General features: G+C 65.9%; 11 protein-coding genes. 5 read left to right on the forward strand and 6 right to left on the reverse strand.

The window, feature by feature from the left end; genetic code table 11:
- Positions 1–55 precede the first annotated feature (55 nt).
- Positions 56–2,578 (forward strand): DNA ligase D, encoded by a 2,523-nt coding sequence (ligD, locus tag RB623_RS00890; protein WP_308054850.1) that lies wholly within the window; start codon positions 56–58, stop codon positions 2,576–2,578.
- Between the two features lie 98 nt (positions 2,579–2,676).
- On the opposite strand, the gene RB623_RS00895 is transcribed toward ligD, so the two are convergent.
- From RB623_RS00895 to RB623_RS00920, 6 genes are all read right to left on the reverse strand, one after another.
- On the reverse strand, positions 2,677–3,945 hold the full coding sequence (locus RB623_RS00895; RefSeq protein WP_308054851.1) for a murein L,D-transpeptidase family protein: 1,269 nt from the start codon (positions 3,943–3,945) through the stop codon (positions 2,677–2,679).
- Positions 3,946–4,155: 210 nt separating this feature from the next.
- Complete coding sequence (locus tag RB623_RS00900) at positions 4,156–5,106, reverse strand: acetyl-CoA carboxylase carboxyltransferase subunit alpha (protein ID WP_308054852.1); 951 nt, start codon at positions 5,104–5,106, stop codon at positions 4,156–4,158.
- Between the two features lie 87 nt (positions 5,107–5,193).
- Positions 5,194–6,105, reverse strand: a complete 912-nt coding sequence (locus tag RB623_RS00905; protein WP_308054853.1) for a site-specific tyrosine recombinase XerD — start codon at positions 6,103–6,105, stop codon at positions 5,194–5,196.
- Positions 6,102–6,257 carry a histidine kinase gene (locus tag RB623_RS00910; protein WP_308054854.1) on the reverse strand — a complete coding sequence of 52 codons (156 nt, stop codon included), beginning with the start codon at positions 6,255–6,257 and terminating at the stop codon, positions 6,102–6,104. The genes RB623_RS00905 and RB623_RS00910 overlap by 4 nt, the downstream gene beginning before the upstream one ends.
- A 77-nt stretch (positions 6,258–6,334) precedes the next feature.
- Positions 6,335–7,489 carry a GTP-binding protein gene (locus RB623_RS00915; protein WP_308054855.1) on the reverse strand — a complete coding sequence of 385 codons (1,155 nt, stop codon included), beginning with the start codon at positions 7,487–7,489 and terminating at the stop codon, positions 6,335–6,337.
- 46 nt (positions 7,490–7,535) lie between these two features.
- Positions 7,536–8,687: a D-alanyl-D-alanine carboxypeptidase family protein gene (locus tag RB623_RS00920; protein ID WP_308054856.1), complete on the reverse strand. Its 1,152-nt coding sequence runs from the start codon at positions 8,685–8,687 to the stop codon at positions 7,536–7,538.
- Between the two features lie 204 nt (positions 8,688–8,891).
- Between RB623_RS00920 and RB623_RS00925 the strand changes: the two genes are divergently transcribed.
- From RB623_RS00925 to RB623_RS00940, 4 genes are all read left to right on the forward strand, one after another.
- The gene (locus tag RB623_RS00925) at positions 8,892–10,055 is read left to right on the forward strand and encodes a M20 aminoacylase family protein (protein ID WP_308054857.1); all 1,164 of its coding nucleotides are present in this window, start codon (positions 8,892–8,894) and stop codon (positions 10,053–10,055) included.
- 369 nt (positions 10,056–10,424) lie between these two features.
- The gene (locus tag RB623_RS00930) at positions 10,425–11,015 is read left to right on the forward strand and encodes a shikimate kinase (protein WP_308054858.1); all 591 of its coding nucleotides are present in this window, start codon (positions 10,425–10,427) and stop codon (positions 11,013–11,015) included.
- Complete coding sequence (aroB, locus tag RB623_RS00935) at positions 11,012–12,130, forward strand: 3-dehydroquinate synthase (protein ID WP_308054859.1); 1,119 nt, start codon at positions 11,012–11,014, stop codon at positions 12,128–12,130. Before RB623_RS00930 ends, aroB begins: the two co-directional genes overlap by 4 nt.
- Complete coding sequence (locus RB623_RS00940; protein ID WP_308054860.1) at positions 12,127–13,041, forward strand: transporter associated domain-containing protein; 915 nt, start codon at positions 12,127–12,129, stop codon at positions 13,039–13,041. The genes aroB and RB623_RS00940 overlap by 4 nt, the downstream gene beginning before the upstream one ends.
- Positions 13,042–13,056: the final 15 nt, after the last annotated feature.

Raw genomic sequence — 13,056 nt, forward strand, 5'->3', positions numbered from 1 at the left:
GCTTCATCGGCCGTTATCGAAAATCTCGATCCTTCGTTGCGAGGGGGCGTAAAGCATGCCGGCCGCGCACGATCCCCTCTCGACCTATCGCGCCAAGCGCGATTTTCGCATCACCAGCGAGCCCTCGGGCGAACAACGCCGCAAGGCGGAGAGGGCCGGGGGCGGAAAATTCGTCATCCACAAGCACGATGCAACCCGGCTGCACTACGATCTGCGTCTTGAGCACGACGGCGTGCTTTGGAGCTGGGCGGTGACGCGTGGCCCGAGCCCCGACCCGCATGAAAAGCGGCTGGCGGTGCATGTCGAGGACCATCCGCTCGACTATGGCAGTTTCGAGGGCGTGATCCCGGAAGGCCAGTATGGGGCCGGCGCCGTCATCGTCTGGGACGAGGGCGAGTGGATGCCGGCGCACGATCCGGCCAGGGGCATGAAGAAGGGCCATATCGATTTCACGCTGAAGGGCAACAAGCTCAACGGCGAATGGCACCTCGTGCGGCTAAAACCCCGGCCAGGCGAGAAGAAGGACAACTGGCTGCTGATAAAGTCCAACGACGCCTTCGCTCGCCCCGGCGAGGACATTTTGCAGGACGCGCCGCAGTCGGTGGTAACCGGGCGCACCATCGAGGATGTCGCCGAGGGCAGGTCGGCGCGCGCCGACCGCAAACCGGCAAAGGCCAACGAGCGTTCGAAGGCGGCCGGCAAAGGCGCCGCGAAAAAGGCGGCGGCAGAAACCCCGGATTTCGTCGAGCCGATGCTGGCGACGCTGCGCAGGGAGCCGCCGGATGCTGGCGAGTGGCTGCACGAGGTGAAGTTCGACGGCTACCGCATCCAGGCGCATCTCGACGGCGGCAAGGTGAAGCTGCTTACCCGAAAGGGCCTCGACTGGACCCAAAAATTCGGCAAGTCGATCAGCGAGGCCGTGGCTGGGCTCGATTGCAAGAATGCTGTCGTCGACGGTGAGATCGTCGTGCTTGCCGACAAAGGTGTCGCCTCCTTCTCGGCGCTGCAGGCCGCGCTGTCGGGCAAGCACACCGACAAGATGATCTTCTACGTGTTCGACCTGCTCTTCCTCGACGGGCAGGATCTGCGCGAGGAGCCGCTGGTCGAGCGCAAGGAGCGGCTCAGCGCGCTGATCGGCGAAAGCGACGGGCCGCTGCGCTACAGCGAACATTTCGTCGAGCCGGGCAAGACCATGCTGCGCCATGCCTGCCGCATGGGGCTGGAGGGCGTCGTCTCGAAACGCGCCGACGCGCCTTATGAGAGCGGCCGCAGCCTCGACTGGATCAAGTCGAAATGCACGAACCGCCAGGAATTCGTCATCGTCGGCTATGTACCCTCGAACGCCGCCGGACGTGGCGTGCGCTCGCTGCTGGTCGGCTACAACGAGAATGGCAAGCTGCGCTACGCCGGCCGGGTCGGCACCGGTTTTTCCAGCCGCATGGGCGACGAGTTGAAGCAGCGGATGGACCGGCTGAAGGCAAAATCCTCGCCCTTCGACAAGACGCCGCCCGGTCAGAAGGGTGCAATCTGGCTGAAACCCGAACTCGTCGCCGAGATCGAATTCCGAAGCTGGACGACAGACGGCATCATAAGGCACTCTTCCTTCCAGGGTTTTCGCGACGACAAGCCGGTCAAGGAAGTGGTGGCTGAAGTACCGGCGGCTGGCGTGGCGCCGGCAGGCGGCACGAAGGCCAAGGCCCGAAGACAGGCCAGCAAAGGAAGGCAGGACGCGGTGACGCTGTCACATCCGGAAAAGCTGCTGTGGCCGAAGGCCGGCGTGACCAAGCAGGGCCTGCTCGAGCACTACGAGGCGGTGTGGCCGCGCATGCAGCGTTTTGTCGTCGACCGGCCGCTCAGCCTGGTACGCGCGCCCGATGGCGTCGAGGGCCAGCGCTTCTTCCAGAAACACGCTTCAAAGGGCATGCACGAGTCGATCCGCAGGATGAAGGATCCCGAAGACGGCGAGGAACTGCTCTACATCAGCGATTTCGAGGGGCTGTCGGCGCTGGTGCAGTTCGGCGTGGTCGAGATCCACATTTGGGGTGCGACCATCGAAAAGATCGACACGCCGGACCAGGTTGTCTTCGACCTCGATCCGGACGAGGGGCTGGACGTCGAGGACGTGCGCAAGGCCACCTGGGCGGTGAAATGGAAGCTGGACGAGCTAGAGCTGCCGAATTTTCTGAAAACATCCGGCGGCAAGGGATTTCACGTGGTCGTGCCCCTGAAGCCCAAGGCCGACTGGGCGGCGGTGAAAGGTTTTGCCCACGACTTCGCCCAGGCCATGGCGGAAAGCGAGCCGGACAAATACACCTCGACCCTGTCGAAGAAGGCCCGGACGGGCCGCATCTTCATCGACTATCTGCGCAACGGTCGTGGCTCGACCACGGTCGCCCCCTTCTCGGCGCGCGGCAAGCCTGACGCAACGGTCTCCGTGCCAGTTCCGTGGGACATGCTCGACGGGCTGACGCCTGACCATTTTGCCATCGGCAACAAGGCGCTGGAGAGGGCGCTGAAGGCGGCCGATCCGTGGGTCGGTTTCTTCGAGGCGGGAAGAGTATTGACCTGGAAAGGTTGAGGCCAGCGGCTCTCGTCTTCGCGCTTGAGGCCCTTGAGATCGCAAACCTCGGATCGCCGTGTTTCACACGCCGGTCACGCCCGCGGTACGACCCGGCCTCAACTGCCGAACATGTTGGTGATGCGCTTGCCCACGCGGCCGAGGAGACCGGGCTTCTCTTCGGGCGCGGCCACGACCGCCTCGACCGGCGGCGGAGGCGGCGGGTTCTTGGCGGCCTCGGCGGCGGCAAGTTCGGCGGCCTTGGCCGCCGCCTTCTCCTGCTCGGCCTGGCGCTTGGCCGCGGCCTTTTCCTCGGCGATGCGCTTCTTCTCGGCCTCGGCGGCGTCCAGCGCCGCCATCTTGCGCCCGGCAGGCGAATCGATACGGCCCATGCGGCTGGTCTGCACGATCGACCCGGTCGCCGTCATCGACGGCGGCTCCACGGTGACGCGTTCGCCGCGCGCCCGCCGCTTGGTCCAGTCCGACACCAGCTTGGCTTCCTGGATGCCGAGAATGGCCGGTTTCGGCGGCTGCTTGTCGCTCGCGCTCATGGCGTGGCTGAACGCTGCGTCATAGCTGGTCTGGTAGGTCTGGTACGCCATCCTCAGCGAATCGGGCTGGGCGACCGCCGGGCAGGCGCCGCTCGCCGTCAATGACTGGCCAGGGGCCGCAGCGTTGAAGACATAACGCTTCTCGCAGACGTCGACCTTGGGCGGGGTCTTGGTGATCTCGAAATAGTCGTAGCCTTCCTTCAGGTTCTTCCAGAAGGTGTAGTTCGGATCGTCACGGTAGCGCGCCATGTTGGCGGCGGTCATGCGGAAAGGGAAGGACTGGATCTGGAACTCGGTCTGGCCGCCTTTGAAGGATTCCCGCGCGATGGCGTAGATTTCCGTCATCTGCGAATTGTTCATCGAAAAGCAGCCTGACGACGAGCAGGCGCCGTGCACCATCAGGTTAGAGCCTGTGCGGCCGTGAATGCGGTCGTAGGCATTGGGATAGCCGATGTTGAAGGCCAGGTGATATCTCGAGTTCGGGTTCATCTGATGCGGGCGCACGGTATAGAACCCTTCGGGCGACTGGCGGTCGCCCTCGATGAATTTCGGCCCGAGCTTTCCCGACATCTTGCAGATCTCATAGGACGCCAGCAGGTCGTAGCGGCCGTTGGTCTTCTGCTTCCAGATCTCGACCTTGTTCTCTTCCTTGAAGACGCGCGCGACGATCGGCGAGCCGCGCGCCATGCTCTTGGACGCCATCACCTGGACGATCTTCTGCGGCAGCGGCGCATTGGCGTTGCCGCTCGATCCGCTCACTTCGAGCGTCGATTCAGTGCAGCCGGCAACGCCAAGAGCGAGGGCGATCAGTCCGGCGCGGAGCAGTCGTGCGGTCATCGGCATGCGTATCGGTGTCTGTCCAGTCTCACTCGCCGGCAAGTGCGAACAGGCCGGCATCCAGCGGACCATAGATCGGTTAACCTTGAAAATTGATTACCGCAAGGTTTAACCGATTGTCCCGCCACCCGCCCATTGAAGCGAACGAGGCGGCGAATTTGTGGCAAAAAGCGGGCGGCGATGCAAGTAGCGGCACCGGCTCGGGCGCGCTCAGAAGTTGCGGCCGATCGCCAGGTATTTTTCACGCCGCTGCTCGCGCAGATCCATGTTCGATCCGGCGAGATCGGTCAGCGCCTTGGCTATGGTGTCGCCCGCCGCGTCGATCACCGTTTCCGGCGACCGATGGGCGCCGCCGACCGGCTCGGGCACGATGCCGTCGATGATCTTCATGTCGAGCAGGTCCTGCGCGGTGATCTTCATCGAGGTCGCGGCGTCGCGCGAGCGCGTCGTGTCGCGCCACAGGATCGAGGCCGCACCCTCAGGCGAGATCACGGAATAGATGGCGTGCTCCAGCATGTAGACGCGGTTGGCGGTGGCGATGGCTATGGCCCCGCCGGAGCCGCCCTCGCCGATCACTACCGAGACCGACGGCACCTTCAGCGCCAGGCAGGCGGAGGTCGAGCGGGCGATGGCCTCCGCCTGGCCGCGTTCCTCGGCCTCGACGCCGGGATAGGCGCCGGCGGTGTCGACCAGCGTCAGGACCGGGATCTGGAAGCGGTCGGCAAGTTCCATCACCCGCACCGCCTTGCGGTAGCCCTCCGGGCGCGGCGAGCCGAAATTGTGCTTCAGCCGGCTCTTGGTGTCGGAACCCTTTTCCTGCCCGACCACGGCGATCGGCTCGCCGCGGAAGCGGCCGAAGCCGGCGATGATTGCATGGTCGTCGCCGAAGGCGCGGTCGCCGGCCAGCGGCGTGAAGTCCGCGATCAGCCTATCCAGGTAGTTGAGGCAGTGAGGCCGGTCCGGATGGCGGGCCACCTGCACCTTCTGCCAGGGGGTCAGCGCCTTGTACACCTCGCGCAGCGCGTCCCTGGAGCGCTTCTCCAGCCTGCCGATCTCCTCGGCGACATCGACCGCCTCGCCATTCTCGGCGAGTTTTTTCAGTTCGATGATTTTGCCTTCGAGATCGGCAACCGGTTTTTCGAAATCGAGATAATTGTACATGCGCTCTCGGACGTGCGAGCCCGTCGACTTGGGCCGGTGAACGGGGCTGGCGGCCGGCAAGCCGCTAAAATCCGCCTCCACATACCGTCAGCGCGCCGCATCGGCAAGCGGGTGATGGTCGTTGACCAGGCGCACCAGCCTTTCCTCCAGCACATGGGTGTAGATTTGGGTGGTCGAGATGTCGGCGTGGCCGAGCAGTTGCTGCACGGCGCGCAGGTCGGCGCCGTTCTGGAGCAGATGGCTGGCGAAGGCATGGCGGATGACATGCGGCGAAATCTTTGCCGCCGCGATGCCCGCCCTGGCCGCCAGCGCCTTCAAGTCGCGGGCAAACACCTGGCGCGGCAGAAAGCCAGTGTCGGAGGCCGCGGGGAACAGGAAGGAACTTTCGGCAAAGGCCGGCGCCTTTGACCGCGCCGCCTGCCAGGCGCGCATCGCCGCGCGCGCTTTCGGCGACAGCGGGACCATGCGTTCCTTGTTACCCTTGCCGGTGACGACAAAAAACCGCTCGTCGCGCAGCGCTACAGACAAAGGCAGGCCGACCAGTTCGGAAACGCGCAGGCCGGTGGCGTAGAGCACTTCGACCAGCGCATGCATGCGCAGGGCGGCGTGATCGTCCGGTTTTTCGGCGGCTTCGGCTGCTGCCCGGTCGAGCAGGCGGCCGGTCTCGGCCTCGCTCATCGTCTTCGGCAGCGGCCGGTCTTTTCGCGGCGCGTCCAGTGTGCCGGTCGGGTCGTCGGGCCTCAGCCCCTCGCTGTAGAGGAACTTGTAGAACTGGCGCAGCGCCGACAGTTTTCGCGCCTGCGAGGTGGCGGCGAAGCCGCGCGAGGCGAGGTCGCCGAGATAGGCCCTGAGTTCGGCCGGGCCGGCATTGCCGAGACCGCCGATCTGTTCGGACGCATCGTCAAGATCGCGGCGATAGCTGGCGAGCGTGTTGCCGGCGGCGCCGCGCTCGGCGCTCATCATTTCGAGAAAGGCATCGATGCGGACGGAGTCTCTCATGGCGAGGGCTTTGCGATCCTGTCCCCGATCGGAACGTCGACGATCATCTCGGTCTGGCGCGGCTTCACGAAGGTGGCGAGCGCGAACATCGCCGCGTAGGCGAGCACGACGACGATGCCCAGCGTCGTCAGAAACCGGAAGAGGGTCGGCATCAAGCGACTCGGTCCCGTTGGTCCCCGCCCGTTATTGCCGCACGGCAGCCGAGGCGCAAGGGCGCGGCTGGTGCCCGCTACCGCATGAACCCCGGTATGCCGAGCGGATTGTCCCGAAGCGCCGCGCGGTCGGGCGTGTCGATCGACGGTTTGGCGGTGATGATGGAAAACAGCCTGCGCACATAGTCCTCCGGCATGTCGAGCGTGATCAGCACCAGCCGCACGCCGCGCGCGCCTTCCGGCCAAGCCGGCAGCCGCGCCGGCGGATGCAGCGTGCGCTGCACGCCGTGGATCACCAGAGGCCGCGACGGGTCCTCGCGCAATTCGATGATGCCCTTCATGCGCAAGAGCTTTTCGCCGTGGACCGACAACAGCAGGTCGAGGAACATCTCCACCGCGGCGTAGGGCACTGGCCCGTCATGCACCAGCGAGAAGGATCTTATGCGCTCGTCATGAGCATGGTGGTGATCGAGATCGTGGTGGCCATGATCATGATCATGGTGCGCGTCGCCGTGCTCGCCATGGCCGTGGTGATGATGATGGGCGTGGGCATGATGGCGCTCGTGATCGGCGGCCTCGCCCAGCCAGCGGCGCACGTCGGCCGTCTTGGTCGCGGGATCGTACAGGCCGCAGGCCAGAATGGACGCCGCGCCGACGTCGCGCACGTCGAGGATCGCCGCGCCGGGGTTGAGCTGCCGCAGGCGACGCTTCAGCGCCTCCAACTCCGCGGCGTCGGTGAGATCGCCCTTGCTGACCACCAGCCGGTCGGCGACCGCCGCCTGCTTCACCGCCTCGACGTGACTGTCGAGCGTCGCCGCGCCGTTGACCGCGTCGACCAGGGTGATCACCCCGTCCAGCCGGAATGCCTGGACCAGCACCGGATGCGCCATCAGCGACTGCAGCACCGGCGCGGGGTCGGCCAGCCCGGTGGTCTCGATGACGACGCGCGCCAGGTTCTGGATGCGCCCGGTCTGCACCCGGTCGATCAGGTCGGCCAGCGTGTCGACCAGCTCGCCGCGCACCGTGCAGCACAGGCAGCCGTCGGAAAGCTCGATCACCCCGTCGGAGGCCTGGTCGACCAGCAGATGGTCGATCGCCACGTCGCCGAACTCGTTGACGATGACGGCGGTGTCCTTCAGCGCCGGATCCTTCAGCAGCCGGTTGAGCAAGGTCGTTTTGCCGGCGCCGAGAAAGCCGGTCAGCACCGAGACGGGAATGGGAAAATCGGTCACGGAAAAGCCTGCGGCAGTTCGAATTCCATCGGAAGTGGCGACACGCCTATTGCGAGGCCATGTCGGCGTCGCCCTGCTGCGCCGTACGCAGGCCCGGCACCGGCATGTCGGGCCGCCAGGTCGGGATCGGCACGTCGGCCGCCTCCGCCGAGGCCATCGCCTTGGCCGCCGGCCCCTGCGCGCCGCCGAGCTGGATCGGCACGAGACGGCGCGGGCGCGAAAGATCGGCGGAGTAGATCGGCTGCGGCATCACTGCCTTGCCGGCCTTAACCGCGGCCACGAGCTCCTTGTATTTTTTTGCACGCGCCGCGCGCACCTCTTTCGAGCAAAGCTGCTCGAACATGTTGACCGGCACGTTCGCCCCGGTTTCCGTCCGCTTCAGTTCGGCGATGGTCGGGCCGGCGCCCGGCGCGGAGGCGAAACCGCGCGACAAGAGTTCGGCCGCCTTCTCGTCGCGCGCCTCGACGGTCTCGCCGCCGACGACGATCGCCATCAGCGTGCGGCCGTTGCGCGTCGCCGAAGCGGCGAGGTTGAAGCCTGCGGGACAGGTGTAGCCCGTCTTCATGCCGTCGGCGCCGTCGTAGCGGGCGAGCAGGTTGTTGTGGCTGGGCATTTCCTTGCCGTCGGCGAGCAGCCCCTCGATCGAAAAATAGTCGGCATATTGCGGAAACTCCCGGCGCAACGCGTCCGACAGGATGGCGAGGTCGCGCACCGAGGTGTACTGGCCCTCGTCATGCAGCCCGTGCTGGTTGACCCAGTGCGAATCGCTCATGCCGAGGCGCGTCGATTCGGCGTTCATGCGGGCGGCGAAGGCAGCCTGCGAGCCGGCAATGCTCTCGCCGATCGACCTTGCGACATCGTTGGCGGACTTCACCATGATGATCTTCAGCGCATTGTCGAGCGTCAGCACCGAGCCGGGCGGGTAGCCCATCTTGCTGGGCGGCAGTTGCGAAGCGGCCTTGGAGATGCGCACCGGCGACGAGAACGTCACCTCGCCCGCCTGGATGGCGCGGAACACGACATAGGTGGTCATCAGCTTGCTGAGCGAGGCCGGATACCAGCGCTGGAACGGATCGTCGCTCTCGATCACCCGGCTGGTGGCCACGTCGAACACGATCGACGGATTGGCGGCGGCCGGCGCGGCATGCAGGGCCGTCGCGGCGATCAGGGCGGAGAGGATAAGTGAACGCCGGATCATCGTTTCGAATAAAGCCTCTTGCCGTGGTCGAGCATGGATCAATAAGCTTGCGCCGTCGCGTCGCGCACGCCGGCAAGGGCGCAGTTCGTGGAACTGCTTCGCCGGTAGGGCCTATTTAGCCTATGTGACGTCAAAATGGCAGAGCCTGCATGGCGGCCGCAACACGCGGTCCCGTAGGCAAACGAGCGGAATGGAATTTTTGATATGCCGATACTCAATCGCGCCGCCGAGATGCAGGACGAAATCGCCGGCTGGCGACGGCACATCCACCAGAACCCGGAACTTCAATATGACGTGATCGAGACCGCGCGCTTCGTCGAACAGAAGCTGAAGGAGTTCGGCTGCGACGAGGTGGTGCCGGGCATCGGCCGTACCGGCGTAGTCGGCCTGATCAAGGGCCGGCTGGGCGACGGCGGCGTGGTCGGCCTGCGCGCCGACATGGACGCACTGCCGATCCGCGAGATCACCGGCAAACCCTATGCCTCGAAGAACCCTGGCAAGATGCATGCCTGCGGCCATGACGGCCACACCGCCATGCTGCTCGGCGCTGCCAAGTATCTCGCCGAGACCCGCAATTTCGCCGGCGCGGTGGCGGTCATCTTCCAACCGGCGGAGGAAGGCGGCGCCGGAGGGCTCGCCATGGTCAAAGACGGCATGATGGACCGTTTCGGCATCCAGAAGGTCTACGGCATGCACAACATGCCCGGCCTGCCGCTCGGCCATTTCGCCATCCGCCCCGGCCCGATCATGGCGGCGACGGCGGAGTTCACCATCACCGTCAAGGGACGCGGCGGCCATGCCGCGCAGCCGCACCGCACCATCGACCCGGTCGTCGTGGGAAGCCATCTTGTCGTGGCGCTGCAGACGGTGGCCTCGCGCTCGACCGACCCGGTCGATTCGGTGGTGGTGACGGTGACGAAGTTCCACGGCGGCGACGCCTATAACGTCATTCCCGAGCAAGTGGAGATCGCCGGCACGGTGCGCACCTTGCGCAAGGAGGTGGCGGCCAATACGCGTGAGCGCATGCAGGCGATCTGCGAGGGCATTGCCGCCACTTTCGCCGCCTCGATCCATTTCGACTTCGACGCCAACTATCCGGTGACCGTCAACGATCCCGAGCAGACGGTGTTCGCGGGCGACATCGCGACCACGATCGCCGGCGAGACGCAGGTGCACCGGGCGGTGCAGCCGCTAATGGGTGGCGAGGATTTCTCCTACATGCTGGAGGCCCGCCCCGGCGCCTTCATCTTCATCGGCAATGGCGAGAGCGCCAACCTCCACCACCCGGCCTACGATTTCAACGACGAGGTCATCCCCCACGGCGTGAGTTATTGGGTGAAGCTGGCGGAGACCTCGCTGGCGGCGTGAGGGCGCGGCGGTGGGGGAGCGATCCTGGTCGAGCGGCGCGGCGGCCAAGGCCGTCTCCAGCCTCAAAACATAGTATATGCAGATACTTGAGGCCGGCGTCGCCGAGGTGACGTGGCGCCGGCGACGAGGCCGCGCGCTTGTGTGAAGTCCGGAAAAGATATCCAGAACAAGGCGTTACGGTCCCCGCAAGCTGACCGGTCCGCCGCGGCATTCGCGGACGGCCATTTTCGGAGCCGTTTTCATGCCCAGAGCGCCAGTTTCCGCCGATGCGAACGGCTGTTGGCTTGACGCTGGCGTGACCCGAAATCGCCCGCGCTTGACGCCACAGGACATTCATGTCGTAACGCCCCGGAACCACCGGGGAGCTTGATGGAAACAGAGGCGGCCACATTGGACGGCGACCGCAGGCGCGACGTGCTCGGCCGGCTGGGCGGTCGGTCGATCGTGTTCGTCGGACTGATGGGTGCAGGCAAGACGGCGATCGGCCGCAGGATCGCGACACTGCTCGACCTGCCGTTCATCGACAGCGACCAGGAGATCGAGCAGGTGTCGACGATGACGATACCGGAACTGTTCGAGCGCTACGGCGAGCCGGAGTTCCGGGCCCTGGAGCAACGAGTGATCCAGCGCGTGCTGGAGAGCGGGCCGCAGGTGCTGTCGACCGGCGGGGGTGCGTTCATGAACGCGCAGACGCGCGGGCTGATCGCGGCCCAGGCCGTGTCGATCTGGCTGAAGGCCGATCTCGACGTGCTGTTCGCGCGGGTGGCCAAGAAGCAGAACCGGCCGCTGCTCAAGACCGAGGACCCGAAGGCGACGCTGGGACGGCTGATGGACGAGCGATACCCGGTCTATGCCGAGGCCAATGTGACGGTCTACACCCGCGACGAACGCAAGGAGGTGATCGTCGGCGAGGTGCTGGACGCACTGATGGGCCATCTCGGGCAAGGGCAGGCGCAATGACGGAAAATATCGAGACGGTGAAGGTCGCGCTGGGCGAGCGCGGCTACGACATATTGATCGGCTCCGGCTTGCTGGATCGAGCAGGCGCCGAGATCGCCGCCCGCCTGCCGCGCGTCCGCGCGGCAATCGTGACCGACGAGAACCTCGCCGCGCGCCATCTCGATCGCATGGCCGCCAGCCTGGAGGCGGCGGGCATCAAGGCGACGCCGGTGGTGCTGCCACCGGGCGAGAAGACCAAGAGCTTTGCCGCTTTGCAGGACGTCGTCGATCACGTGCTGGAGGCGCGGCTGGAGCGTGGCGACGTGGTCGTCGCGCTGGGCGGCGGGGTGATCGGCGACCTTTCCGGCTTCGCGGCCGGCATCGTGCGGCGCGGCATGAATTTCGTGCAGGCGCCGACCTCGCTGCTGGCGCAGGTCGATTCTTCCGTCGGCGGCAAGACCGGCATCAACACGGCGCGGGGGAAAAATCTCGTCGGCGTGTTCATGCAGCCGAAACTGGTGCTGGCCGATACCGGCGTGCTCGACACGCTGCCCAAGCGCGAATTCCGCGCCGGTTACGCCGAGGTCGCCAAATATGGGCTGATCGACCGGCCTGGCTTCTTCGCGTGGCTGGAAAAGAACTGGCGCGACGTGTTTGCCGGCGGCCCGGCGCGCACCCATGCCATCGCCGAATCCTGCCGCGCCAAGGCTGACGTGGTGGCGCGCGACGAGTTCGAGACCGGCGACCGGGCGCTGCTCAATCTCGGCCACACTTTTGGCCACGCGCTGGAGGCGGCGACCGCCTATGACGGCGCAAGGCTGGTGCATGGCGAAGGGGTGGCCATCGGCATGGCGCTGGCGCACCGGTTTTCGGCGCGCATGAACCTGGCCAGCCCGGACGACGCGGCGCGTGTCGAGGCACATCTCAAGGCCGTCGGGCTGCCCTGGCGCATCTCCGACATTCCGGGCGACATGCCGGACGCCGACGGCCTGCTCGCCTATATCGCGCAGGACAAGAAGGTGTCGCGCGGCGCACTGACCTTCATCCTGACGCATGGCGTCGGGAAGTCCTTCATCGCAAAGGACGTGCCGGCCTCCGAAGTCCTGTCCTTCCTCAAGGAGCAACTGCGGGGATGAACGAGCCGAAGCTGCTGGCCGGAATCCTGATCGGGGCGGGCGGCGCGTTCGTTCTCGTCGCGGCGTTCTGGCTTCTGCGAAAGCTGCTGGCATCGGTCGTCAGCCGGCGCGAGCCGGAGCCGCCGCCCCCGCCGGAAGAGCCTGTGGCCGCCGGGGAGGAGGCACATCGCGAAGCCGAGGCAGCCAAGCAGGACCGGGCGCGCATGGACGCGCTGCGCGACCTGCAGGAGCTGGAAGTGTCGGACGTGATGGTTCACCGCACCGACATGCGCTCGATCAATGCCGACCTGCCCGCCGATCAGATCGTGCGCGAGATCATTCAGAGCCCGCACACCCGCATGCCGCTGTGGCGCGGCTCGCTCGACAACATCGTCGGCGTCGTCCACGCCAAGGATCTTTTGCGCGCCCTCAGCGAGGCAGGCGGCGACGCCGCGCAACTCGATGTGATGAAGCTTTCGGCAAAACCCTGGTTCGTGCCGGACACCACTGCGCTTCCGGACCAGCTCAACGCCTTCCTGCGCCGAAAAAGCCATTTCGCCATCGTCGTCGACGAATATGGCGAGGTGGAAGGGCTGGTAACGCTGGAGGACATCATCGAGGTGATTGTCGGCGACATCGCCGACGAGCACGACATCGACGTGCAGGGCGTCAAGCAGGAGGCGGACGGCTCCGTGGTAGTCGACGGCTCGGTGCCGATCCGCGAGCTCAATCGTGCGCTGGGCTGGAGCCTGCCTGACGACGAGGCGGTGACGATCGCCGGGCTGGTCATCCACGAGACGCAGTCGATCCCCGAGGAAAAGCAGTCCTTTACCTTCCACGGCATGCGCTTCGTGGTGATGAAACGCGAGAAGAACCGGATCACGCGGATCAGGATCAGGGCAGCGTCGTCGCAGCTCAGTCAAGCGACGTGACCGTCGGCTGACGGG

Origin of the sequence: Mesorhizobium sp. LHD-90 (genome assembly GCF_030929505.1) — a bacterium.
Lineage (GTDB): Bacteria > Pseudomonadota > Alphaproteobacteria > Rhizobiales > Rhizobiaceae > Kumtagia.